Raw genomic sequence first — 24930 nt, 5'->3', positions numbered from 1 at the left:
GTCTTGGACCTTATGCATGTCCGGGGGCTCTACTGGTACCTGACACCGCGCTGTGCTGCGGGCGACACCTAAGAGCACTCGACAAGGAGAGCACCACGATGGCTGAGCACCAGGTCTTCACGATCGCCTCGATCCCCGCCGACGGGGTGGGCAAGGAGGTCGTCGCCGCCGGCCGCACCGTCCTGGACGCCCTGGCCGGGCAGTCGGGCGGGGCGTTCTCCTTCGAGTGGACCGAGTTCCCCTGGGGCAGCGAGTACTACGCCGAGCACGGGGTGATGATGGCCCCCGACGGGCTGGAGGAGCTCAAGGGCTTCGACGCGATCTACTTCGGCGCCGTCGGGTGGGAGAACGTCCCCGACCACGTGTCCCTGTGGGGGCTGCGGCTGACCATCACCCAGAACTTCGACCAGTGGGCCAACATCCGCCCGGTGCGCTTCCTCCCCGGGGTGGTCTCCCCGCTGCGCACGGCCGAGGACACCGAGCTGGACTGGGTGGTGGTGCGGGAGAACAGCGAGGGCGAGTACGCCGGGCTCGGCGGGCGCAACCTCTCCGGCCGCGGTCCCGGCAACGAGGTCGCGATCCAGTCCTCCCTGTTCACCGAGAAGGGCTGTGAGCGCATCATCCGCTTCGCCTTCGACCTCGCCCGGACCCGGCAGGTGAAGAAGGTCTCCAGCGTCACCAAGTCCAACGCCCAGCAGTACGGCATGGTGCTGTGGGACGAGGTCTTCGCCCGGGTCGCCACCGACTACCCGGACGTGGCCACGGAGTCCGTGCTGGTGGATGCGATGAGCGCGAAGTTCATCCTGCGCCCGGAGGAGCTGTCGGTGGTGGTCGCCTCCAACCTCAACGCCGACATCCTCTCCGACCTCGGCTCGGCGATGGCCGGCAGCCTGGGGCTGGCCGCCAGCGCGAACCTCAACCCGGAGCGGCGCTTCCCCTCGATGTTCGAGCCCGTCCACGGCTCGGCCCCCGACATCGCCGGGCAGGGGATCGCCAACCCGATCGGGGCGATCGCCAGCGCGGCGCTGATGCTCGACCACTTCGGCCTCCACGCCCAGGCCCGCCGCCTCGAGGCCGCGATCGAGGCCACCACCGCCGCCGGGCACCTCACCCGCGACATCGGCGGCACCGCCGACACCAACGAGATCACCGAGGCCATCATCGAGGCCCTGGCCACCTCCCTCACCACCGCCTGAACAACCTCCGCCTCTGTCTGTGGCGTTCTTCAGGGGCCGGCCGGCACCGTGCCGGCCGGCCCCTGCCTGTCCCGTGCTCCGGGGCAGCCACCGCTTTCTTTTCCTGAGGGCTCAGCGCAGTGCCGCAGAGCATCACTTCTTACCACTGAGGACAACACTGATGGACCACACCATGGTCAGTGACACCCACCAGAGGGCTGCCCGCAAGCCCTGGTACCGCCAGCTCTACGTCTGGGTGCTCGTGGCGATCGTGCTCGGCATCCTCGTCGGCTGGCTCGCCCCCGAGACCGGGGAGGCCATGCAGCCGATCGGCACCACGTTCGTGGAAGCGATGAAGATGCTCATCGGCCCGATCGTCTTCCTCACCATCGTCGGCGGCATCGCCAGCGTGGCCGATCTGAAGAAGGTCGGGATCACCGGCCTGAAGGCCCTGGGCTACTTCCAGATCGGCACCATCCTGGCCATGCTCACCGGCCTGGTCGCCATCAACATCTTCCGCCTCGGGGACGGCGTCAACGCCGACGCCTCCACCATCGAGACCACCGGCAGCGCCGCCGAGCTGATCGAGAAGGGCGAGAACCAGCAGTGGTGGGAGTTCCTCACCCACATCATCCCCGGCAGCGTGGCCGCCCCCTTCGTGGAGGGCGACATCCTCCAGATCATCTTCATGGCCGTGATCTTCGGCATCGCCCTCAATGCCGTCGGCCAGATCGGCGCCCCGGTCCTGGACGGAATCCAGCGCCTGACCGCGGTGATCTTCAAGGTCCTGAACTACATCATGAAGGCCGCCCCGCTGGGCGCCTTCGGGGCCATGGCCTTCGCCGTGGGCAAGTACGGGGTGGAGACCCTCTCCAGCCTCGGCTGGCTGATCCTGCTCTTCTACGGCACCTCCCTCGTCTTCGTCGTGGTGGTCCTGGGCTCGGTGATGGCCTTCCTGAAGCTGAACCTGTTCACAATGCTCAAGCACTTCAAGGAGGAGCTGCTGCTGATCCTGGGCACCTCCACCGCCGAGCCGGCCCTGCCCGGACTCATGCGCAAGCTCCAGCACGCCGGGGTCAAGAAGGAGACCGTGGGCCTGGTCGTGCCCACCGGCTACAGCTTCAACCTCGACGGGGCGGCGATCTACCTCTCCCTGGCCGCCGTCTACATCGCCCAGGCCACCAACACCGAGCTGACCATCGGCCAGCAGCTGGGCATGCTCGCCGTCATGCTGCTCACCTCCAAGGGCGCGGCCGGGGTGGCCGGAGGCGGGTTCATCGCCCTCACCGCCACCCTGAGCACCCTGGGCACCATCCCGGCCGCGGGCATCATGCTCATCTTCGGCATCGACAAGTTCATGTCCGAGTGCCGGGCCCTGGTCAACTTCTGCGGCAACGCCGTGGCCACCCTGTTCATCGCCTGGTGGGACAAGAGCCTGGACGTGGACCGCGCCCGCCGCGTCTTCAACGGCGAGATCCTCCCGCCCCTGGACGAGGGAACCACCATCACCGTGGCCCAGGCCTCCGTGGAGGCAGCTGCCGTGGGCCGCACCACCTCGACCGTGGAGGACCCGCTGGCCGAGATCGACTCCTCCACCGTCCCGGCGGTGCCCACCACCACGCAGCTCCACCGTGTGGTCGACGGCACCATCACCGACCTCGACCTCGAGCCCACCGGCACGGGCACCTCCCCGCGCCACCGCGACGACGAGCTCGCCACGGAGGCCACCCGATGACCACGAATCCTCTGACGACCCCCCGGATCCTGATCGCCCCGGACAAGTTCAAGGGCTCCCTGACCGCCGCCCAGGTCGCCGAGTCCCTGGCCGCGGGCCTGCGCCAGGAGAACCCGCGGGCCCAGGTGCACACCCTGCCCCTGGCCGACGGCGGGGACGGCAGCGTGGCCGCCGCCCTGGGTGCGGGGTTCCAGGCGCTGACCCTCCCGATCACCGGCCCCACCGGGAACCCGACCACCACCACGGTGGCCTTCGACGGCACCACCGCGGTGGTGGAGGTCGCCACCACGGCCGGGCTGCAGATGCTGCCCCCCGGCCGCCTGGCCCCGCGCGAGTCCAGCAGCGTCGGCGTCGGCCAGGCCATCCGCGCCGTGCTGGCCCACCGCCCGGGGCGGATCGTGCTGGCTTTGGGCGGCAGCGCCACCACCGACGGCGGAGCCGGGATGCTGGCCGCCCTCGGTGTGGTCTTCACCGACCACCTGGGCCGGGCCTTCGTACCCACCGGCGGAACCCTGGGGCAGATCGCCGACGTGGACCTCACCGGTCTGGTCGATCTGGAGGGCGTGGAGCTGATCGCCGCCAACGACGTCACGAATCCCCTGCTGGGCGCCCATGGGGCCGCGGCCGTCTACGGCCCGCAGAAGGGCGCCACCCCCGCCGACGTCGAGGCGCTGGAGGCCGGGCTGGGGGCGCTGCTGCGGCGCCTGTGGGAGGCCGGTTGGCCCGCCGAGGAGGCCGCCGGTGTCCCCGGGGCCGGCGCCGCCGGCGGCCTCGGCTGGGCGGCGATGCTGCTGGGCGCGAGGATGGTCTCCGGAGCCGGGTTCTTCCTGGACCTGCTCGACTTCGACCACCACGCCGCGGGCTGCGACCTGGTGATCACCGGAGAGGGAAAGCTCGACACCCAGACCCTGGCCGGCAAGCTGCCCCTGGTCGTGGCCCACCGCGCGGGTCCGGTGCCGGTGATCGCCGTCGTCGGTCACAACGCCCTGGACACGGACCGCCTGCCCGCCCACGGCATCGAGGCGACCCACGCGCTCAGCGCCATGACCGAGGCCGACAGCGCCACGGATCCTGAGCTCTCCGCGGCCCTGCTGCGCCAGACCGGCCAGCACATCGCCCGCACCCTGACACCGGTCCCGCGCACCACAGACACCGCAGACACCTTCTAGGGACACGAACGACCAGGCGGCCCGGCACCGCACGTGCCGGGCCGCCTGGCATCGCGCCGTTCACAGCAACCCTCGGGAAGCTCCCGGAAGGCTCGACATCGCTGCCCTTCTTCTTCCCCCACCCCCGTAGCGACGACAGGAACCTCCTCCCCTGCGACGGGCGAAGATCGTGGCCACGATCGGTCCGGCCGTCTCCTCCTACGGGAACCTGCGCCGGGCGGCGGCGGAGCTGGGACGCACGGTGGCGGTGCTGGCCAACCTGCAGGGGCCGAAGATCCGGCTGGGCCGCTTCGCCGACGGCCCGCACCAGCTGGCCCCAGGCGACGTGCTCTCCATCACCATCGAGGACGTGGCGGGCACCGCCGAGATCTGTTCCACCACCCACAAGGGCCTGCCCGGGGTCGTGTGGGTGGGGCATCCGCCGCGGGGTGGACCTGATCGCCCTGTCCTTCGTGCGCGATGCGAAGGACATCGTGCGGGTGCACGAGATCATGGACGAGGAGGGCCAGCGCCTGCCGGTGATCGCCGAGGCAGGACACCGCCTTCGGAGGTCCTTGCCGGCCGCCCGGCGTGTGGCCACCGAGTCGATGGTCCGTTTCCGCATGATCTCCGCCCCCATCAGGGCAGGGGCGGCCAGGACGGTCAGCCCCCGGGCCCCTGGGGTGGCGGGCGTGGGAGGAAAGCCCATGGGCGGCACGCCGCTTGCGTGTGATGCCTCTCACCCGTATGGTGATCCCTGCAGGCGGTGCCCGCCTGCACAGGATTGTTACCCGGACACGGGGCAAGACCTGAGACGCACGATCTCGTGCGGCTCGGGTCTTTTTTTATGCCCAAGTACGAACAGAAAGGCCTGACATGGCTGCTGTGGACTACCGGTCGCTGGCCGAAGGCATCGTGCAGGAGGTGGGCGGTGAGGACAACATCGCCTCCGCCACGCACTGCGCCACCCGGTTGCGGCTCAAGCTGCGCGACGAGTCGAAGGCGGACAAGGCCGCCGTGGAGAAGCTGCCCGGGGTGATCACCGTGATGCAGGCCGGGGGCCAGTTCCAGGTGGTCGTGGGCAACAATGTGCCCACGGTGTATGCGGAGCTGGGCAAGATCACCACGCTCACCGGCGAGGACGCCCCGGCCGCCGGTGACGCCCCGAAGGGCAACCTGTTCAACCGGTTCCTCGAGATGGTCTCCGCCATCATCAACCCCATCATCTGGCCGCTGGCCGGAGCGGGGCTGCTCAAGGCGTTCCTCAGCGCCGCCACCCAGTTCGGCTGGCTGAACCCGGAGTCCCAGACCTACGTCATCCTCGCCGCGGCTGCTGATGCCCTGTTCTACTTCCTGCCGCTGTTCCTGGCGATCACCGCCGCCCGGCGGTTCAAAGCCAACCAGTTCACCGCCATGGCCATCGCCGGCGCTCTGGTGTACCCCTCGATCGTGGAACTGGCCGCGGCCGGCGCTCCCGTGTCCTTCGCGGGGATTCCGGTGGTGATGATGAACTACACCAGCTCGGTGATCCCGATCATCGTGGCGGTGTGGCTGCAGGGCTACCTCGAGCGGTTCCTCAACCAGGTCCTGCCCGCAGCACTGCGCAACTTCGCCACCCCGCTGCTGACCATCCTGATCATGGTCCCGCTGATCCTGATGACCGTCGGGCCGGTCACCACCTTCGCCGCCCTGGCCATCTCCGCCGGCGTGAACGCCGCCTTCGGCTTCGCCCCCTGGCTGGCCGGAGCCATCATGGGCGGGTTCTGGCAGGTCTTCGTGCTGTTCGGGCTGCACTGGGGCCTCGTCCCGATCATCACCAACGACCTCGCGACCCAGGGCTACTCGCTGCTGACGGGCCCGCTGCTGTCGGCGGTGCTCGCCCAGGCCGCCGCCACCCTGGCGGTGTTCGTCCGCACCCGCAACGCCGCCCGCCGCGAGGTCGCCGGTCCGGCCGCCCTGTCGGGGTTCCTGGCCGGCATCACCGAACCGGGGATCTACGGGGTGAACCTGCCGCTGAAGAAGCCCTTCTACTTCGGCATCGTCGGCGGTGTGGTCGGCGGGGCCATCGCGGCCATCGGCGGCAGCGCGGCCAATGCGTTCGTCTTCCCCTCGCTGCTGGCGATCCCGGCGTTCACCCAGATCGGTAGCTTCACCCTGCAGATGATCGGCACCGGAGCCGCTGTAGTCATCGCCTTCACTCTCACCTTCCTGTTCGGACCCCGGGAGGGCGAGGTCCCCGCCGCGGCCGTGGAGCCCGGCGAGACCGACCTGCTGGCTCCGACCGCGGACGACACCCGCGCAACGACCGCTGCCACGGGCACCCCGTCCGGGGCCACCGCGGCCACGGCCACCCTGCCCACGGGCACGGCCACCGGCACCGAGATCGCCGGCACCGTCGAGGTCCTCGCCCCGGTCGACGGCCACGCCGTGGCCCTGACCGAGGTGGCGGACAAGGTCTTCGCCTCCGAGGCCATGGGCAAGGGCCTGGGCATCGTCCCCACCGACGGGCACGTCTACGCCCCGATCTCGGGCACGGTGAAGGCCGCCATGAAGTCCGGGCACGCCTACGGCATCAAGTCCCCGGGCGGGGTGGAGGTGCTGGTGCACATCGGCATCGACACCGTCCAGCTCGACGGGCGCGGCTTCCGCCCCGCCGTCACCCGCGGCGACCACGTGAACGCCGGGGACCTGCTGGCCGTGGTCGACCTCGACGTCGTCGCCGAGGCCGGATACGACCCGACCACCCTGGTGGTCGTCACCAACACCGCCCAGCTGGCCGGCGTCGCCCCGATCGCCCAGGGGGCCGTCACCCACGGCACCCCGGCAGTGACCGTGCAGATCTGACCCGCACTGAAAACCGACTCGACTGATGAATGATGAACGACAGACGAAGGAGCAGCACATGACGACGACTTCCCACCAGACCTCCCCCGCGACGTTCGCCGAGGGGTTCCTGTGGGGCGGGGCGACCGCCGCCAACCAGATCGAGGGCGCCTACGCCGAAGGCGGCAAGGGCCTGTCCATCCAGGACGTCATGCCGAAGGGCATCATGGAGCTCCCCACCGAGGGCCCCACCGAGGACAACCTCAAGCAGGTCGCCATCGACTTCTACCACCACTACGAGCAGGACATCGCCCTGTTCGCCGAGATGGGCTTCAAGGTCTTCCGCTTCTCCATCGCCTGGTCCCGGATCTTCCCCTGCGGGGACGAGGAGACCCCCAACGAGGAGGGCCTGGCCTTCTACGACCGGGTGCTGGACGAGCTCGAGCGCCACGGCATCGAGCCGCTGGTGACGATCAGCCACTACGAGACCCCGCTGCACCTGGCCCGCACCTACGACGGGTGGACGAACCGGGAGCTGATCGGCTTCTACGAACGCTACTGCCGGGTCCTGTTCGAGCGGTACGGCGAGCGCGTGAAGTACTGGTTGACGTTCAACGAGATCAACTCGGTGATCCACGCCCCGTTCCTCTCGGGCGGGATTCCCACCCCGAAGGAGCAGCTGTCCCAGCAGGATCTCTACCAGGCGATCCACCACGAGCTGGTGGCCTCGGCCCGGGCGACCCGGCTGGCCCGACAGATCATGCCGGAGGCGAAGGTGGGGTGCATGATCCTGGCCATGCCGGTCTACCCGCTCACCCCCGATCCCTCCGATGTGGTGGCCGCGATGGACGCCGAGCACGCGAACTACGCCTTCGGCGACATCCACTGCCGCGGGCAGTACCCCGGCTACCTGCTGCGCCACTTCCGGGACAACGGCATCGAACTGGAGATCACCGACCAGGACCGGGAGGACCTGACCCACACGGTGGACTTCGTGTCCTTCAGCTACTACATGAGCATCTGCGAGACCGCCGATCCGGCGAAGAAGGCCCAGGGGGCCGGCAACATCATGGGCGGTGTGCCCAACCCCACCCTGGAGGCCTCGGAGTGGGGCTGGCAGATCGACCCGCAGGGGCTTCGGGTGGTGATGAACGACTACTGGGAGCGGTGGCAGAAGCCGCTGTTCATCGTGGAGAACGGGCTCGGGGCGGTGGATGAGCTCGTGGAGGCCGACGGGGTCAAGACCGTGGTGGACGACTACCGCATCGCCTACCTCAACGACCACCTCGTCCAGGCCCGGGAGGCGGTCGCCGACGGGGCTCAGCTGCTGGGCTACACCACCTGGGGATGCATCGATCTGGTCAGTGCCTCCACCGCTCAGATGAGCAAGCGCTACGGGTTCATCTACGTCGACCGCAACGACGACGGCACCGGCACCCTGGCTCGCTACCGGAAGAAGTCCTTCGACTGGTACCGCCAGGTCATCGCCACCAACGGCGCCACCCTGCAGTAGCAACTGTCCGACCGCACGTGGTGGCAGGAACCCGAAGGTCCCTGCCACCACGTGCCAGCACGAGAGAGAGGAGGACGGCGTGGAGGTCCTGCGCGTCTTCAACAACAACGTCGTCCTCGCCCGCACGACAGAAGGCGGGGAGGTGATCCTCACCGGCCGGGGTCTGGGGTTCCAGGCCAAGCCCGGGCAGGGGGTGGACGAGACCAAGGTGGCGCGGGTCTTCGTGCCCGACGACGGCCGCGACGCCGACAACTTCGGGGCCCTGGTCGCGGCCATCCCCCCGGAGCACCTGCTGCTGGCCGACCAGGCCCTGCAGACCGCCCGCACCGAGGTGGCCGCCCCGCTGAGCTCCACCACGGTGGTGGGCCTGGCCGATCACCTCAGCTTCGCGATCAAGCGCCTGCGCCAGGGCATCGACATCGAGTACCCCCTGCGCGCCGAGGTCGCCCATCTCTACCCCGACGAGCTGCGCATCGCCCAGCGGGTCCTCGACCACGTGAACACCGGTCTCGACCAGCCGCTGCCGGAGGCGGAGGCGGTGCCGATCGCCCTGCACCTGGTCAACGCCGGCTTCGCCACCGGTGACCTGTCCTTCACCTACCAGATGACCGGGGTCTTCACCCAGCTGTTCGAAGTCCTCGAGCAGGCCTACGGCCGTCCCTTCGACCGCAACACCATCAACGCCGCCCGCTTCATCACCCACCTGCGCTACTTCTTCGTCCGCGCCCACACCGGCCGCCAGCTCGACGAGGGAGCCACCCGGCTGTCCACCGCCATCCGTCAGGCCTACCCGGAGGCCTTCGGCACCGCGCTGAAGCTCCAGGCGGTGCTGGAGCTGCGGCTGGGAGAGCCCCTCACCGAGGACGAGGTCACCTACCTGACCCTGCACGTGGCCCGGATGGTCGACGATCTGCGCGTGCGGTAGCGCCTCCCCGCCCCGCCGCCACACGGAAGCCCGCATCCCAGGGCCCCCTGTTCCAGTTGCCCTGCCCGCACTCGATCGACTCGGTCTACCGGCTGCCTGCGGTGCCCCCGGGGCTCACGCCATACCGACGAGTGCGGGGGACAACCGTGGACCTCTACCGGCCGTCAGGACGCCACAGGGCTGAGCACGTCGCCGGCGACGAGGCCGTGGCGCACGAACGCGTTCCACACCCCGTCCTCGCGCACGCTGGTGGTGGTCTCATCGGCCAGGCGTTGAAGCTCCGGGACGGCGTTGCCCATCGCGATGCCCGTGCCGCACACCTGGAACATCTCCACGTCGTTCCAGCTGTCGCCGATGCCGATCGCCCCCGAGGCGTCGAGGCCGAGGTGACCGAGCACCGACTCGATGGCCGAACCCTTGGTGGTGCCGCGCATCCCGATCTCGCCGTTGGACCCCCCGGGCAGCGGCATGCTGCCGGGCACGATGTGGAACTGCTCGCCGAGCTCCTCCTGGGCGCGCGCCACCGTGTCCAGCGCCTCCCCGAGGAACACCGCTTTGGCCACGCGGTCGAGGTCCACCTCGGCGAGATCCCGGGCTCGTGGCGTGTCCTGCGGTGCGGTCTGCGGCTCATCCGGCTCACCGTGGGCACTTTCCCAGCGGTGCAACATCGCGTCGAGTTCCTTCTGCACCTGGGGTGAGGCATGGACGGCGGCATCGGTCTGCAGGAAGAAGAGAAGGTCCTGGTCCTCGAAGTAGGTCACCAGCCGCTGCACCGCCTCACGCGGCATGGTCGCGGCCACGACGGTCTCGTCCCCGCTGGTGGCGTACGCGCCGCCGTTGGTGACCGAGCCGTCGAACCCGATCGCGCTCACCTCGGAGGGAATCGCTCCGGCCGCCCGTCCGGTGCACAGGTACACCAGGTGCCCCGCCGCGCGCGCGCCCTGGATCGCCGCCACCGTCGAGGCGGCGATGGCCTTGCCGTGGTCGAGGATCGTCCCGTCGATGTCGAGGAAGGCGATGCGGGGGGAGGTCACGGGGCTGCTCCTTCACGCCACCGGAGGGGAATGGGATGGTGGCCCAGCCATCATATTCGGCGCAACGGACGGCTCGGCGGCAACCAGGCCGGTCACGGCCGGGCCACGCCACGACCTGTCTCCGGGTGGGAGACCCCCCGTGTGGGGCCTCACGCGGGCATGGGCACGCCGATGCGCTCGCCGGCAGCCGACAGGGGTGTGATGCCGTTCGACCTGACCGGTGAAAAGCCCGGTCAGCAGGCACACGCGCATCACGAGGCCAGCTGGGAAGACAGGAGCTCAGACGGCCGCCGCCCGTGGTGGCTCCCGGATCCGACGGTGGAAGGCGGCCCGCGACATGCTGAGATCATGGGCGACCGGGGTGACCCGCTCCCCCGCCCCCGATCAGCCGCAGAGCGTCGCGGATCTGGAAGGCGGCCAGAGTCTGACGCCCTCACGGTGGTCCTTGCCGGCGTGGTCCTCGCCGGCGACCCGGCGCCTGGTCGCATCGGCACCGATCACGTTGACGGCCGACGTGTAGGCCAGATCAGCGGCGTCACCCTGGGTGGGCTTGTCCATCCGCACGGCGCCGGCGTTGCAGACGAGCACTTCGGGCGAGCCGACCTCGTCGATGGCGGTCGAGATCGCCGCCGGCAGATCCACCTCGTCCGTGACGTCGGCGGCGTAGCCGCGGATCTCGGGGCCGAACGCGGCAAGTTCGGTGGCGGAGCCGTCGAGCGTCACCTGGTCCCGGCAGAGGAGGGCAACGGGGCCTCCTGCTTCGGCGACGGCGCACCCGAGCGCGAGGCCGGAGCTCGGGACTGCTGGCTTCCCGAGGGGCGTCCGGTACCGGCGCCGGTTCTTCTCAGACGGATGCGGGTCCCGGTGGTGCTGGAGGCGGGTGCCCTGGTTGCCGTCGAGGACGGTCTCGGCGGTCCACTCGCCGACGGGCCGGGCGTGCAGGTCCCAGTGGGTGTCGGCGATGCGGTCGGGGTCGAAAGGTGTGCCCGGGGCGATGGCACCGGCGATGGCGACGCTGGTCGCGTGCACAGCACCGGCCTTCAACTCCTCGTGCCTCGGCGTCGCCGCCGCGCGCAACCCGGCCCTGCCCAGCGAGATCGTGGCGTAGGCCGGCTGCGAGCGGACGCCGGCGTATCCACCGGTGGCGAGGAACGTCCCGGCCCCGGCCTGCCGCATGGCCGGGGCGAGCACCTGGGCGGCGCTGATGGCTCCGAGAGCATCGACGTAGCAGATCGACTGCAGGTGGTCGATGTCGCTGCTCACCACGTTGTCGCTGGCAATGACCGCGGCGTTGTAGACCGCGAACGCCCGGGGGCGAGGAACCCGGCCAGTCCCTCGAGGGCTGTCCGGAACCCGTGCGGGTCGGCGGCGTGCGCCGCGACGGCGTCGACGCTGATGCCCGTGCCGCGCAGCCCGTCGGCGAGGTCGGCGAGGTGCTCCTCGCTGCGGGCGACGAGCGTGACCGAGAAGCCCTCACGGCCGAAGCGCCGGGCGACAGAGGCACCGAGGCCGGGTCCGGCGCCCAGGACGAGCGCGCTGCCGGTCGATGGGGGTGGAGGTGGGCATGGTGGTTCTCCTTCCGACGGGCACGCGCCGTGGGCGGTTCGTGCCGCGTTCAACGGAAGGGATGGACGGGGGCCGCCGGGTGTCAGCGGCCCCCGGAACAGTGGAGTGGCAGCGGGGCACCCGGCGCCCGGGTCAGGGCGCGCGCAGGGCGCCGCGGCGGCCGGTGGCCCACACGATGAGCCCGGTCACGCTGAGCACGATGCCCCCGGTGGTGACCGCCGCCCACCCGCCCAGCGACCACAGCAGGGTAGTCAGGGTCGAGCCCACGGCGCCACCGATGACGTTGCCGACCACGCAGGCGGTGTTGAGCCGGCTGCGGGCGGCGGCGTCGAGGAAGAGCACCATCGCCTGCGCGAGCACCTGCACGAACGGGATGCCGAACGGACTGCTGATCTGTCCTGTCGCCGGTCCGGACGGCTGTGACGCACGCCATCAGCGTCTGCACTGCCCCGGGTGCCCGGTGGTGCTCTACGCTGGTGCCCTGGTCAAGTAGCGGCCCTTGTTCCCTCCTGTCCGCGGAGTCAAGAAAGTCGCTGCTATGCCCCCGAAGCTTTCCGTGCTCGTCCAGGTCGACCTCGACACCCCACGAGTGATCATCAAGGTCACCGGCGCGCTCACCGCCGTCTCCCAGCAAGGCTTGTACCCGCTGATCCGGCGGGCGCGCACTCTCATCCCGGGCATCCGTGTCACCGTGGACCTCACCGGAGTCCTCCGGGTCGAGGCCGCCGGTGCCCGACTGCTCCAGGAAGCACTCCTCCAGGGAGAGCTCACCGGCCGGGGCGCCCCGGTGCAGGTGTTGTGGCCTGCGTCCTCGCCGGCGCCGGCGCTGGTCTGCGCCGGGACGGTGGCGGCATGAACCGGCCCACCCCCGCACCCACCCCGGTGAGCCCCGCTGACACCGGCATGCAGGAGCATCAGCACGTGCCCGGTGCAGCGGAGGGAGCCAGCACGCACCTGGACCCGGCCCAGGACTTCCCCACCGAGCTCGCCGAGCTGACCCTGGAACAGCTGCAGGTGCTCCACTCCCGGGCCTGTCTCCAGCTCGAGCGCGAATACCTGGACTCCCCCGAGGGGGCGCATCCAGTGACCCTGGACCGCCACCAGGACCTGGTGGCCGAACTCCACACCCGCCACAGCTATCTGCTCGACCCCGCGCACCCGTGACGCCCCGCCCAGAGCCGCGCTGGGGTCGGCCCCGGATCCGCTCCCGGGTCGCCTCCTCGCAGGACAGGAGCACGCAGAGGTCTGTCACCAGCGCCGTGCTCGGCGCAGACCCACCGGTGAGGGACCGGGTAGCCACCATGGTTCCGTGGCGGGAGCAGGTGGTCACCGGTGCGCCGGACCGCATCACAGGCCGCCCCGACACCGTCTGCCACGCCCTGTTCCGGGACCGCTCCCGGACTCGGGGACCGGCGCCGCTGCTCCCCGGTGCACCCCGTGCGCCCGCGACAGCCGCCACCGCCGGCTCCGCCGATTCCCGGACCGGTGGAGCCTGCCCGGCATCGACCACGAACCCGGTGCGGGGAGCATCATCACCTAAGGGCAGCACGGTGAAAACGGCCAGCGAGGAGCCTGGCGGCACCCGTCAGGCAGAGCGGCCCGGCGATGGCGGCACCACCGACCAGGACGCCGGCAAAGAACTGCCGGTGGAGTTCCCCGCAGGCGCCCGTCGAGGATCGCGCCGCTGTGGTCCGGGTGCGGTGTCCACCGAACAGCCGTGAGACACTAAGGGAGCTTGCTGTCATCCGGTCAAGTAGCCGGCCGGATGGAGGTGAGCCGGCCCCCGCCTCGTTGGTCATCCCATCGGCCGGGGGCCGCCCCTGCCCGAGGCAACGCACCAAGGCACGGTGAGGTAGCGTTGCCGGGCTCCGCACCAGGAGCAGCTGGGGAGCATCGGCCCCTGTGACGCTCCCGGTCCGGCGGCCCTCTGCCAGGCCCACCCCTGGTGACCGAGTCGCTTCCTCGGCGGCCCGGTGACACCGCCCCATCCCCACCACGACCAGTGAGGTCCACCATGAAGAAGCTCCTTCTCACCCTCGCCCCCATGATCATCGGGCGCGTCCTGCGGCATCAACGGCAGAAGCAGGCCCGCGGCACGGTCCAGCACCCCACCCGGCGCCGCTGAAACGAAACCCCACGCCATCGGACGGACCGCGCCGGTCCGGAGCGGGACTGATTACGGTGGCGCGGGCACGCATCGTCGGGCCTTGATGCCCGCCCACGCCGAAGGGGTGGAGCCGCCATGACGGCTCCACCCCTTCGGCCTCACGAGGACATGGGCAGGCGATGATCAGTTGATCGTCAGGACGCCCGCTGTGTGCTTTTCCCCTGCCGAGTCGGTGGCGAGCAGTCCCGAGGCCCTCGAGGGCGTACCGCATATCGGCGGCGGAGCGACCCCGGCCGTCCACTGTCACGGCAGCACACCGGTTCGGACACCGGCAAGGAACTCCCGGAAGAACCATCGCTGCGCGGTGGGCCCACCCCGCACTGCGTCCTCCGAAACGCGCACTGCGCGCCCACCGGACCAGAAGTCCCATGCCCGCTCAGATGATCGGCACGGGGCGCCCGCCGATGCGGCAAGAAGAACTGACCTCGACATCCCTCGGCCACGGGCGGCGGTCGAGGCCCACCCCGGCTCAGGGTCGTAATGGTCATCGACGTCAGCGGTCCAGGCCAGCACCCAGTGGGTGAGCTCAGGAGGAAGGGGAACTCCGCTTGGCTCATCACGCTGTCCGGGCCGAAGAAGGGCCACGGGCAGCCGTGCTCGTTGAACATCCGGACCACGACAGGAGCCGGCATCAGCGGGGTCCTTCGAAGATCATCTCCGGCATGGGACACCTGTCCCCCCACTCGCAGACAACGCCTGGCTCCATGACACCGAGCCCACCGGTCGGCCAAGCACTGAGGCCGGTTTTTCGTGAGGAGCGGTATCCGCGCCCGTCAATGACGGCGCCCCCGGAGTGCGGACACCGGCACGACCTCACACAGGCTTCGCTATCGCACATACTGGTGGTGAGGGGCAGGAACCTCGATCTCCGGAAGGACGCGGACCGGGCAAGCTGACAGCGGCCGTCTCCCTGGCTTTCGATGCCCCGCCACAGCGACCCGCCACGGCAAAGGAGACACCGCCATGACCACCTCCTCGACCCCCAACCCCGGGGACACCCCGCACGCCCACCCGGTGAGCCCGGCCCCGGCGGGCCCGCCCCGCTACACCCCGGCCTACGGGCAGGGCGACCAGTACGGGGCCGGACTCTACGGGCAGCACCGCGGGCCCGTCCCGGCCCCGCCGCAGCACCGGCGGCTGCTGACCCTGACCCTGGTCTCCGCCGCGTTGTACGTGCTCAACGGCATCGTCTCGATGATCGCCACGGCCACCACCGACCTCACCGGCGCCTACGAACGCCTCGGGGTGCCGGCCGACCAGGCCCAGGCCATGGCCGACCAGTCCGGTGGCTCCACGGTGTTCAGCCTCATCATGCTGGTGATCGCCCTCGGCGCGTACGGGCTGGTCTACACCGGCCTGAAGAAGGGCAAGAACTGGGCGAGGGTCCTCGGCATCGTCCTGGCCATCCTGAGCATCATCGGCACCGTGTTCGGGTTCGTGGGTTCGCTGATCTTCGGCGGCTGGGCCATCGCGCTGATCGCCATCGGCGTGGCCGTGCTCATCGTCGACATCCTCTGGCTGATCACCGCCTTCGCCAAGCCCGTGGCCGCCTGGTTCGCCCAGCAGCACTAGGATCAGCACGGATCGCGGCGTGCTGAGCTCCGTCGCGCTGTGCGGGCCTCGTCCCCGGGCCAGGCGCCCGGAGACGAGGCCCGCCGCACCGACCGGGACCAGCCCCATGATGGGCGGTGACCTGTCGCTGACCGGACCCCCTCTCGAAACGTGAGGCCGGTCAACCGTAGTGGGGTCCCATCAGCACATGAGGCGCTTTCTTGGCACGGCCAGGACAGGGCAGAGACCGCTCGAGCTCGTGTCCATCATCCCCAGCACCGACCGCACGCAGGAATGCCGATGCCACCCGATGACCCCGCTGCCGCCACGGGGTGGTTCCACGCCTATCGCCAAGCCAGTACGGAGCTGGCTGCGCTCATCGACGGAAACATCGTGACCTCGGTGCTCTCGTCACCGGCCGGGAACCTGGTGGTGTCCTTTTGTCGTCGGCCATTGGCCTTGTGTCCATGGTGGTTTCTTGGAGGCGCCTACCGGCGCCGAGGAAGGCGCCTGCCTCTTCCCAACCCCCGGACAGGAACTCATACTGGCCGTGGTTGCACGGATCTCCGCCGACTCCCACTCTTCCCCGCCTGGGCCGGCGCCAACTGCGTCCACCTCAAGCCCGACACGGCGAGGCCCGCAGGCAGAGCGAGCCCATCTGCGTCGCCCGGGTCACTGACCGCAGGACGGGCAGGGTCCGCCGATCGGGGTGGGAGCCTCCCACCCAGAACAGGGCACGGGCCCGGCTCACCGGCTCCGGCTCCCGCCGGGAACCGCTGTTGCACCGCATGACCCGTGCGTCCGCGACGACCCGCCCACCCCTGGGGTGTCATGCCTGGTCGTTGAGGAAGGGCGCGGAGTCGTAGTAGGTGCGGAAGGCTGCGATCGACTCCTGTCCCACCAGCACGCTCACGCCCGCGTAGGAGATGGGCCCGCCATCACGCAGTGTGCCCGTGGAGGTCCACTCCAGGACCGCGCTGTCCTGGTTGCGGACGGTGTGGACGAAGGTGGCCTGGATCTCGTCGAAGACGTCCCGATAGGTCCGCCAGAACCTTCGCGCTCCCTCCTGGCCGCGCTGGTGATGCTGCTGGCCCAGTTTGGACAGCTGCGCGTCCTCGGCATACAGCGCCACCATGGGCTCGACGTCGTCGTCGGTGTGCAACCTGTGCAGCGCGTCGATGAACCGCTCGGTCAACTCCTGCATGGTGTGTTCCCCTTCCGCGGGAGCGGCCCTGCGCGGGTCGATCCGTCAGTGTGCTGGCGTCTCATTATCGACGGCGGAAGCCCGCTGGTCCATGGGAACGGGTACCGACGGGGCGCCCGCCCGACCGTTGTTTCTCCGGTGCGCTGCGGGGATCCGGCACAGCACGCCCTGCGGTACCGCGGGCATCCATCAACCGCCGCCGTGCCGGCACCTCGGCGCCCACCCTCTCCCCGGGCGCCCGGGACATCGCCACCACATGTCGTTGCCGTCCGCCCGAGGGAGTCCTTGCTGTCGTGCCCGCCGCGCCGAGGAGATTTTGGCCTTCCATCCTGCTCAAGACCCGCTCGGGGCTCAGCCGGCCACCCTGGTTGCCGGCCTTGCACCCCGCTCCCCGAAAATGGGGCGGCGGGCAGGTGGCCGATGATGGTGGCCATCTGTGGATGCCCCACCTCGGTGTTGTCCGGGCGTCAGAGGGCAGAGCCGGCTGGGGTGGATGCCACCCGCACGGGCGCGCCGGTGGCCAGGGACTGCTGGGCGGCGTCCGCCACGCGGGCGTCCGCCACGCGGGCGGCCGCCACGGCGTCCTCGGGGGTGCAGGGATTGGGGCGAAGCCCCAGGATCAGCTCGACGAAGGCCACCATCTCGTCCCGGTAGGCCTGGGCGAAGCGTTCGGCGAAGGTCCGGTGCGGGGTCCCGGAGGGGAAGTCCACCCCGGGCTCGGCCGAGCGCACGGCGGCCCGCTCGTCCAGCCCGACGGTCAAAGACGCGGCCGAGCCCTGCAGCTCCAGGCGCACGTCGTGGCCGGCACCGTTGTAGCGGCTCGCCGAGACGGTGCCCACGGTGCCGTCGTCGAAGGTGACCACGGCCAGGGCCGTGTCGACGTCGCCGACCGCCCCGATGGCGGGGTCGCCGTTGTTGGAGCCCTTGGCGTAGACCTCCACGATCTCGCGCCCGGTGAGCCAGCGCAGGATGTCGAAGTCGTGGACGGAGCAGTCGCGGAACAGCCCGCCGGAGGAGGCCAGGAACTCCACCGGCGGCGGGGTCATGTCGCAGGTGACCGCCCGCAGGGAGTGGATCCAGCCGAGCTCCCGGGCCTCGAAGGCTTCCTTGGCCCGCAGGTAGCCCGCGTCGAAACGGCGCTGGTGCCCGATCTGCACGACCCCGCCCTGCTCCCGGACATGCTCCAGCACCGGCAGCGAGTCGGCCACGTCCAGGGCCACGGGCTTCTCGCAGAACACGGGGATCCCGGCGTCCACCCCGGCCCGGATCAGGGCGGGATGGGTTGCGGTGCCGGTGGCGACCACGAGCCCGTCGATCCCCGAGGAGAGCAGCTCCTCCACCGAGGGCAGGTACTCGGCCTCCAGCTGCTGCGCCACCCGCTGCGCGTGCTCGGTCGCCACGTCCGTGAGTCTCAGGCGCACGTCGATCCCCCGGGGATGCAGGACCTCGCCGAGCCCGACCAGGTTGGCCGCGTGCATGACGCCGATGCGCCCCACCCCGACCAGTCCCACAGTGATGTCCTTCATGAGTGCTCCTTCGCAGTACCAGAGCCGGGGCGCCCCGGAAATTGCGATATTGGAACGTTCCTACATCGCCGGTAGGCTACGCATGTGGTCTCCGCCACGTCAACCGCCCGCATCTGCCCGGAAGGATCCCGTGACTGCTCCCCGGCGCCGCCGCGGCGTGACCATCGTCGATGTCGCCGCCCGTGCCGGGGTGTCGAAGTCGGTGGTGTCCCTGGTGCTGCGCAACACCGGCTACGTCAGCGCTGAGAAGCGTGCTGCCGTCGAACGGGCCGCCCAGGAGCTGGGCTACCGGCCCAATGCGGCAGCCCGGGCCCTGGTCGAATCGCGCAGCCGCACCGTGGGTGTGATCCTGCACGACATGCGCAATCCGTGGTTCGTCCCGGCCGTCGAAGGGCTCAACGCCGGACTGATCGCGGGAGGCATGCAGATGCTGATGGGGGACTTCCGCCTGGACGGGCGCAGCGGCGGGTCCTTGCTGTCCAAGCTGCTGGAGATGAACGTCGAAGGACTCGTCCTCGTGGGCACCATGCCGGACAGCCCGGTCCTCGTCGCAGCGCTCGAGCAGGTGCCCACCGTCGTGCTGGGCGCCCCTGCTGGGCCCGGTCCTTCCGCCACCGTGGTGACCAACGACGACGTCGCCGGCGCCGTCTCCGTCGTGGACCACCTGGTGGGCCTCGGCCACCGTGCGATCACCCACGTGAGCGCGGCGTCGACGGCGGTCGGGGCGGCTCGCCGCCGAGGCTACGAACAGGCCATGCGCGCCGCCGGCCTGGCGGACCGGATGCGCTGGATCGATGGGGATCTGACGGAGGAAGCCGGCTACCAGGCCGGAATGGAGCTGCTGGCCGGCACGGATCGGCCCACGGCTGTTTTCGCCGTCAACGACATGGCCGCCCTGGGGGTCATGTCCGCCGCCGAGGAGCAGGGGCTGTCCGTGCCCGGAGACCTCTCGGTGGCAGGCTACGACAACACTCCCCTGGCCCGGATGCGCCGAATCAGTCTGACCTCGGTGGACAACGCCAGCCACGCCGCAGGACGCAGGGCCGCCGAGGTGCTGCTGGCTCAGCTGGCTCCCGGCGCCCCCCGCCCCGCGGACGAACTGCTGCCTCCTACGCTGGCCATCGGATGCAGCACGGCGCCTCCTGGAAGGCAGACCCGCCCCGACTGCACACCTTGACGAACCGCCACCATGATTCACGGCGCGGGTCACACCGTGCGCAATGCTCGGCAGGGTCTCGGGAATGGTTTCAGCCGCACCGGTGCGGGACCGTGATCCTGCTCTCGATGCCCGCAATGGAGCGCTGAGCGCGCAGCGGGTATCCGCTGCCACGATTCCCCGCCGTGGCGGCCGTTCGTGGAGGAACCGTTCGGCGGTCGCCCCGCACGCCGCTGGTGCCGGGCAGGACCCGATCCTGCCCGGCCGTGAGGTCACACGGCGGTGCAGCCGCCCTCGACGAGGGAGTAGCCGCCGGTCATGAACGAGGCCCTGACGAGAGGAGGAAGCTCACGAGGTGGGCGACCTTCTCGGCAGCGCCGAGGCGACCGAGGGGGCGCCTGCCGGCGGGGGCTTCTCTCACGCCGCTGGCCTACCACACCGGTGACACCGCCGGGCTGTGCCAGATGCACGGGGCCGCCTCCTCCCCGCCGGCCGGCCCGCAACGCTGCGTCCGGCACGCCCGGCCCGTCCCCGGTTCCACCGCCGGCCACTGCGCCACATGAGCGCAGCCCCCCGCGGTGGTGATCGTGGAGGACTGGGAGGAACTCGAGGCCGTGGAGATCACCGCGATCCAGGCACCACCCCCTTCGCCACTGCGCCTACGCGATGACCTCCCCACCCCAGGGGTGGGGCCGTGCAGTGCGGCAACGAGCTCGACCCGGATGGGGCGGGCACCCCCGAGTCCTTCTGCGTGACCCTGGCACCGCATCGTTCCCTGTGCCGATGAACCCGGCCGGCCATGCCGAGCAGCGCGCCTTCGAGGCGTTCCGGCCCTCGAGCCAGGGCCGCCCACCTCGCTCCTGAGCCCGGGGGTGGGACGGGAATCCGTGGAGCCAACGGCGCCCACAGCCGGCAGCGCACCACCCGTGCCTGCTCCCTCCTCAGGATGACGTCCCCGTCGACGATGACGCAGGGAGCAGGCAGCAAACCGACAGGGTGATGAGACCAGGCCTGGACGCACCCGTGGGGGCCGGTGCGACAGCAGCGCGCCATACCCAGCATCCCCGGGGTGCTGTCACAGGGCTGGCTACGGCACGGGGCCCGCGTAGTACCACGTCGTCCCGCGCACCGGTGGAAACACCTTGGTTAGGATGGCCTAAGTTGGCAGTGACGAGGGGGAGCACACCGCTTTGCGGGGCGCGGGGCGGGCTCCTCGTCACCCCTCGGCCAGCACCGGGCACCTCGTGTCCGGCACGTCCTGTTCTGCACACCTGCCTGCGAGGGAGACGATGACCATGTCCCAGTACCGCCCCGTGGCCGCCGCAGCGGCCCTCACCACCCTGCTGCTGACCGGCTGCGGCGCCGACACCGGCGCCAGCACCGAGACCACCGACGCCGAGAGCCCCGGCGCGGAGACCCTTGCCGCCACCCCGGACACCGGCGCGGCCACCACGGCCGAGGCGGCCGGTGCGGTGCCTGAGGGGGTGGCCGCCCAGTACGCGGTGCTCAACGAGGAGGTCGAGGCCGAAGGCGGGCGCACCACCTCCGGGGACTGGGAGGTGGCCTACATCGTGGAGCCCGCTGAGCCGTGGTTCGAGACCACCGGCGGGGAGCCCACCCGACGGGAACCGGCCGCCGGCGAGACCCACCACCTGGAGATCATCCCGATCGAGGCCGCCACCGGTCGCATCGTGCCCGAGGTGCCGATCCGGCTCGAGGTCCTCGACGAGGACGGCACCGTGGTGGACGAGAAGGAGCTGATGTTCTTCCACGCGGAGTTCTTCCACTACGCCCACAACTTCAGCGTGCCCGAGGCCGGCGACTACACCCTGCGCGCGAGCCTGCAGGCCCCGCAGTTCCCCCACCACGGGGAGCACGCCCACGAGCTGACCCTGCTGGAACCCGCAACCGTCACCTTCGACAACGTCCGCCTGGAGCCGGCGGCCTGAAGACTCCGTCGAGCCCGGACCCGTGGGGTGCCGGCGGGGTCAGACGGCCCCGCCGGCGGCCTCCGGGGCCCCCGAGCCGTGACCGCCGTCGCCCACCTGCTCCCGGGCCACGAAGTTCTCCAGATCGAAGAGGTTCTCCGCCCGGCGTGCGATGTTCACCAGGGTGGTCATCGAGGCGATCTCCTCGACCTGCTCCTTGAGGAACCAGAGCATGAACTGCTCCCCCAGCGCGTCGTTCTCGGCCCGCGCGGCGGCGAACAGGGCCTTGATCTGATCGGTGACCTCCTGCTCCTGGGCCAGTGCCAGGGCCAGGGGCTGGTGGACGTCGGCGAAGTCGTTGCGCACCGGACCGACCCCCGGAATGGTCAGGGGCAGGTTCCGGTCCAGGGCGTACCGGACGATCATCATGGCGTGGTTGCGCTCCTCCAGCGACTGCCGGTAGAAGTGCCTGGCCAGCTGGGGCAGGTCCTGGCCGTCGAACCACACCGCTACGGCCACGTACTGGTGGGAGGCCGCGAACTCATGGCCCACCTGTTGGACGAGCAACTGGTTGAAGGTCTGGCGGGCCATCGGGATCTCCTCACATCAGGGGTTTCCAGGATCCGGGACATGCTGCCCGCACCAACTGTGCTTGTCCGGTGCGGGACGGACACGAGCTCTCGCTCCCGGGTGAGAACCGAGCCTAACGGGGTCATCTCCCCCGGTGAAGGCCCAGCCCCGGCGGCCCCGCCCACGGCGGGAATGCTCCTCGACCCTCTTCCCCGTGGGGTGCCCACCGGTCCCAGGGGCGTGCGGCACGGCCTGGGCAGGCGGTCCTACTGCGCAAGCGGTGACCGGCCGATGCCCGTGAGCGTCCATCAGTGTTCGACCGCGCCCGTCTCCTGGCCCCTGCTTCCCACCCGCAGCAGGAGAGGAGCTCATCCCAGTTGCCTGCGATGAATCCGCCTCGTCCAGCGCCCGTCACAATCATTGCTGTCCACTGCATTCCGTTGCAGTCCTGCCCCACCCCGGAGCAGACCAGCCCGCAGCGGCTCGACAACCCCTCGATGAGCAGTTCGAGCGTTTTGATCCTCGGGCCGAGCAACCCGGGAACCCCTGCGCCCACCATCCCGGTGCCGCCTCTGCTCTCCCTGGGCGAGCAAGTCCTGCCGGACTACCGCCTCACCGGCCAACAGCTGCCCGAGGTGGACGTCACCGCGGTGGAGCGCCCCGCGGCCGTCCCGGCGAGCGCGTCGGCCACCGGCTGCACCGCCGGAGTCACCAGCGACCGGAGGTCCAGCGCTCCACCCCGGTGCTGGACTCGGACCATCTCCAGGGCGACGACGGCGGGATGCTGTTGGTCACCGCCGCTCTGCTGGCCAGTGCCGATGACCCCGTGGACCCGCCCCCCCCCCCCCCAACCGCCGGCGTCCGGGCAGCGAGCGCCAGTCCTCCTTCCACCACCGCCAGCGGTTCCGCGGCTGCGAGAGCCACTGCACGTGAGGCCGGCCCGCGCGTCCGCCGCCGTTGCCGGGCTTTGTTCAGGCCGGGGTCACCATGCAGATACCGCCGGCCACCTGTGTGCGTCGCCCCCTGTCCAGCCCACGGATCGGATGGACGGCTTGCCGCCCTCACCGGTCCTGGTGGAACACCGACAGCGATTCCAGAACAGGGCGTTCTACGGCGTACCCCACAGCAACAGTCACGGGTTCACCCGATGACCGTCGCTGTTGGGGAGAACACGCTCACCGGGTTGCCCGCACACCACGGTGCACGAGGCAGCCGTACGACCGGGCCTTCTCCAGCGTCAGGATGCGGAGGCCGGGGCGCCGAACCACCGGGGCACCTGGCCAAGCAGACCGGCCTGGTCCGCACCGACCCACACCACGTGGCCGTCCGGTCGCAGCAGCACCGCGGGAGCGTCCATCTGCTCCAGTTCCGCGCCGGTGTCGATGACGTGGTCGATCCGGTCCGCCCAGCCCGCCACGGACAGCGCCCCGGTCGCATCGAGCAGCACTCCACGGCCCTGGCGCATCAGCTCGTAGAGACGACCCCGCCCCAGACGGATGTCGCGTAGCCGTTTGCCGAGCAGGTCGTGGCCCTCACCGACGTCGTAACGGATGCCGATGGCGGTGACCTTCTCGATCAGCGCCCGGTTCACGTCCTGGAAGTCCATCAGCTCGCTCAGCAGCCGGCGGACCGCCTGCGGCCCGGGGGCAGGGGAGATCAGCTCGGACTGGGCGCGGGTGGTGGTCAGCACCTCGGCGGCCACCGGGTGGCGCTCGGTGTGGTAGCTGTCCAGCAGCGCTGCCGGGGCCCAGCCGTTCACTTGGGCGGCGAGTTTCCAGCCGAGGTTGAACGCGTCCTGGATCCCGAGGTTGAGTCCCTGCCCGCCCAAGGGCGGGTGGACGTGGGCGGCATCGCCGGCCCACAGCACCCGCCCGGTGCGGTACTGCTCGGCCAGCCGGGTGGCGTCGGTGAAACGGGACAGCCAGGCCGGGGAGTGCGCGCCGAAGTCGGTGCCCGCATAGGCGCGCAGCTGCTCCCGGAACTCCTCCAGGGCCGGGGCGACCGTGCGGTCCTCGGCCACGGTCGCGGCCGGCACCACCGCACGATAGGTCCCGTTGCCGGCCGGGCCGATCCCGAACCCCTGGTGCGTCTTGCGGACCTCGGCCGCCACCGCCGCCAGCTCATCCGGTGGGGTGCTCACCCGCACCTCCCCCAGCAGCCACTCGGCCGTGGCCGGCTCGCCGGGAAACCCGACCCCGGCCACCCGGCGCACCCGGCTGCGCCCGCCGTCGCAACCGACCAGCCAGCGGCAGCGCCACCGGATGCCCCCTACCAGCTCCACGCTCACCCCCTCCTCGTCCTGGTCCAGCCCCACCAGCTCGACCCCCCGCCGGATGCGCGCCCCGAGCTCGGCGGCGTGTTCGGCCAGCAGCCGGTCGGTGACCGGTTGGGCGATGCCCAGCACGTACCCGTGGGCGGTGTCCAGGCCCGCCGGCGAGGCCTTGTCGATCCCGGCGAAGCGGGCGCCACCGGGATACCGCTGCCCGTGAGCGAGGAACCGGTCCAGCAGCCCGCGCTGGTCCATGATCTCGATGCTGCGCGGATGCAGGCCCAGGGAGCGCACCTGCGGGCTCGGCTGCGGGTCTTTCTCCAGCACGAGCACCTCCACCCCGTGCAGCCGCAGCTCACCGGCCAGCATCATCCCGGTCGGTCCGCCCCCGGCAATGATCACGTCCACCATGGAACCCTCCACTCCAGGAACGTACGCGCCGGCCCGTGACCCTGCGACGCAGCATCCCGCTGCGCCGCCCTACGTCCCGCAAAATCTGGTTGCGGCCGCTCATTCTTCTCCTCGCCGGGGGCCTTGCGGCAAGCCCCCCGGCGAGCCATAGTCTGAAGATGGACGGGGAGGTCGATGTCCGCACCACTCACCAGGTGCCCGGAAGCGTCCCCCGAAGTCGAAGCCGCCC

Annotated in this window: 19 protein-coding genes and 1 pseudogene; 12 read left to right on the top strand and 8 right to left on the bottom strand. The window is 70.6% G+C overall.

Features of this window, described 5'->3' with window-relative positions; all coding sequences use genetic code 11:
* Positions 1 to 98: 98 nt before the first annotated feature.
* From ACYSMR_RS17530 to ACYSMR_RS17500, 7 genes and pseudogenes are all read left to right on the top strand, one after another.
* The gene (locus ACYSMR_RS17530) at positions 99 to 1196 is read left to right on the top strand and encodes a tartrate dehydrogenase (protein WP_461746942.1); all 1098 of its coding nucleotides are present in this window, start codon (positions 99 to 101) and stop codon (positions 1194 to 1196) included.
* Between the two features lie 160 nt (positions 1197 to 1356).
* Complete coding sequence (gene dctA / locus ACYSMR_RS17525; protein ID WP_461746941.1) at positions 1357 to 2910, top strand: C4-dicarboxylate transporter DctA; 1554 nt, start codon at positions 1357 to 1359, stop codon at positions 2908 to 2910.
* Positions 2907 to 4079: a glycerate kinase gene (locus ACYSMR_RS17520; RefSeq protein WP_461746940.1), complete on the top strand. Its 1173-nt coding sequence runs from the start codon at positions 2907 to 2909 to the stop codon at positions 4077 to 4079. The genes dctA and ACYSMR_RS17520 overlap by 4 nt, the downstream gene beginning before the upstream one ends.
* Positions 4080 to 4230: 151 nt before the next feature.
* A pseudogene (locus ACYSMR_RS17515) lies at positions 4231 to 4609 on the top strand (pyruvate kinase); the annotation flags it as partial.
* Between the two features lie 325 nt (positions 4610 to 4934).
* Positions 4935 to 6902, top strand: coding sequence for a beta-glucoside-specific PTS transporter subunit IIABC (locus ACYSMR_RS17510; protein ID WP_461746939.1), 1968 nt, complete (start codon positions 4935 to 4937; stop codon positions 6900 to 6902).
* Between the two features lie 58 nt (positions 6903 to 6960).
* Entirely contained in the window at positions 6961 to 8394 is a 1434-nt protein-coding gene (locus ACYSMR_RS17505) for a glycoside hydrolase family 1 protein (protein ID WP_461746938.1), read from the top strand.
* A 79-nt stretch (positions 8395 to 8473) separates the two neighbouring features.
* The gene (locus tag ACYSMR_RS17500) at positions 8474 to 9319 is read left to right on the top strand and encodes a BglG family transcription antiterminator (protein WP_309125475.1); all 846 of its coding nucleotides are present in this window, start codon (positions 8474 to 8476) and stop codon (positions 9317 to 9319) included.
* Between the two features lie 164 nt (positions 9320 to 9483).
* Here ACYSMR_RS17500 and ACYSMR_RS17495 read toward each other — a convergent pair whose 3' ends face one another.
* The 4 genes from ACYSMR_RS17495 to ACYSMR_RS17480 all read right to left on the bottom strand — a co-directional run bounded on the left by ACYSMR_RS17495 (position 9484) and on the right by ACYSMR_RS17480 (position 12285).
* On the bottom strand, positions 9484 to 10353 hold the full coding sequence (locus tag ACYSMR_RS17495) for a Cof-type HAD-IIB family hydrolase (protein WP_461746937.1): 870 nt from the start codon (positions 10351 to 10353) through the stop codon (positions 9484 to 9486).
* 384 nt (positions 10354 to 10737) lie between these two features.
* A complete protein-coding gene (locus ACYSMR_RS17490; protein WP_461746936.1) occupies positions 10738 to 11616 on the bottom strand; it encodes an SDR family NAD(P)-dependent oxidoreductase in 879 nt (292 codons plus the stop codon).
* Positions 11613 to 11972 carry an SDR family NAD(P)-dependent oxidoreductase gene (locus tag ACYSMR_RS17485; protein WP_461746935.1) on the bottom strand — a complete coding sequence of 120 codons (360 nt, stop codon included), beginning with the start codon at positions 11970 to 11972 and terminating at the stop codon, positions 11613 to 11615. Before ACYSMR_RS17485 ends, ACYSMR_RS17490 begins: the two co-directional genes overlap by 4 nt.
* A 79-nt stretch (positions 11973 to 12051) precedes the next feature.
* A complete protein-coding gene (locus ACYSMR_RS17480; RefSeq protein ID WP_461746934.1) occupies positions 12052 to 12285 on the bottom strand; it encodes a hypothetical protein in 234 nt (77 codons plus the stop codon).
* Positions 12286 to 12457: 172 nt separating this feature from the next.
* Here ACYSMR_RS17480 and ACYSMR_RS17475 point away from each other — a divergent pair, with 172 nt between their 5' ends.
* From ACYSMR_RS17475 to ACYSMR_RS17465, 3 genes are all read left to right on the top strand, one after another.
* Positions 12458 to 12775 carry a hypothetical protein gene (locus tag ACYSMR_RS17475; protein ID WP_461746933.1) on the top strand — a complete coding sequence of 106 codons (318 nt, stop codon included), beginning with the start codon at positions 12458 to 12460 and terminating at the stop codon, positions 12773 to 12775.
* Positions 12772 to 13083, top strand: coding sequence for a hypothetical protein (locus tag ACYSMR_RS17470; protein WP_461746932.1), 312 nt, complete (start codon positions 12772 to 12774; stop codon positions 13081 to 13083). The genes ACYSMR_RS17475 and ACYSMR_RS17470 overlap by 4 nt, the downstream gene beginning before the upstream one ends.
* Positions 13084 to 15049: 1966 nt before the next feature.
* Complete coding sequence (locus ACYSMR_RS17465; RefSeq protein ID WP_461746930.1) at positions 15050 to 15658, top strand: hypothetical protein; 609 nt, start codon at positions 15050 to 15052, stop codon at positions 15656 to 15658.
* An 808-nt stretch (positions 15659 to 16466) separates the two neighbouring features.
* Here the strand turns inward: ACYSMR_RS17465 and ACYSMR_RS17460 are convergent.
* Both ACYSMR_RS17460 and ACYSMR_RS17455 read right to left on the bottom strand, forming a co-directional pair.
* Entirely contained in the window at positions 16467 to 16841 is a 375-nt protein-coding gene (locus ACYSMR_RS17460) for a nuclear transport factor 2 family protein (protein ID WP_461746928.1), read from the bottom strand.
* A gap of 467 nt (positions 16842 to 17308) precedes the next feature.
* Complete coding sequence (locus ACYSMR_RS17455; RefSeq protein ID WP_461746926.1) at positions 17309 to 18367, bottom strand: Gfo/Idh/MocA family protein; 1059 nt, start codon at positions 18365 to 18367, stop codon at positions 17309 to 17311.
* A 130-nt stretch (positions 18368 to 18497) separates the two neighbouring features.
* Between ACYSMR_RS17455 and ACYSMR_RS17450 the strand changes: the two genes are divergently transcribed.
* Both ACYSMR_RS17450 and ACYSMR_RS17445 read left to right on the top strand, forming a co-directional pair.
* Positions 18498 to 19544, top strand: a complete 1047-nt coding sequence (locus ACYSMR_RS17450) for a LacI family DNA-binding transcriptional regulator (protein WP_461746924.1) — start codon at positions 18498 to 18500, stop codon at positions 19542 to 19544.
* A 1268-nt stretch (positions 19545 to 20812) separates the two neighbouring features.
* On the top strand, positions 20813 to 21472 hold the full coding sequence (locus ACYSMR_RS17445; RefSeq protein WP_461746922.1) for an iron transporter: 660 nt from the start codon (positions 20813 to 20815) through the stop codon (positions 21470 to 21472).
* A 39-nt stretch (positions 21473 to 21511) separates the two neighbouring features.
* Here ACYSMR_RS17445 and ACYSMR_RS17440 read toward each other — a convergent pair whose 3' ends face one another.
* Together ACYSMR_RS17440 and rox are read right to left on the bottom strand one after the other, a co-directional pair.
* Positions 21512 to 22042, bottom strand: a complete 531-nt coding sequence (locus ACYSMR_RS17440; protein ID WP_251334323.1) for a ferritin — start codon at positions 22040 to 22042, stop codon at positions 21512 to 21514.
* Positions 22043 to 23258: 1216 nt separating this feature from the next.
* A complete protein-coding gene (gene rox, locus ACYSMR_RS17435) occupies positions 23259 to 24701 on the bottom strand; it encodes a rifampin monooxygenase (protein WP_461746920.1) in 1443 nt (480 codons plus the stop codon).
* Positions 24702 to 24930 lie beyond the last annotated feature (229 nt).

Source organism: Kocuria sp. U4B (assembly GCF_054875615.1).
The sequence above is the reverse complement of the archived record's forward strand: the minus strand, read 5'-3'. Positions and strand labels throughout refer to the sequence as shown.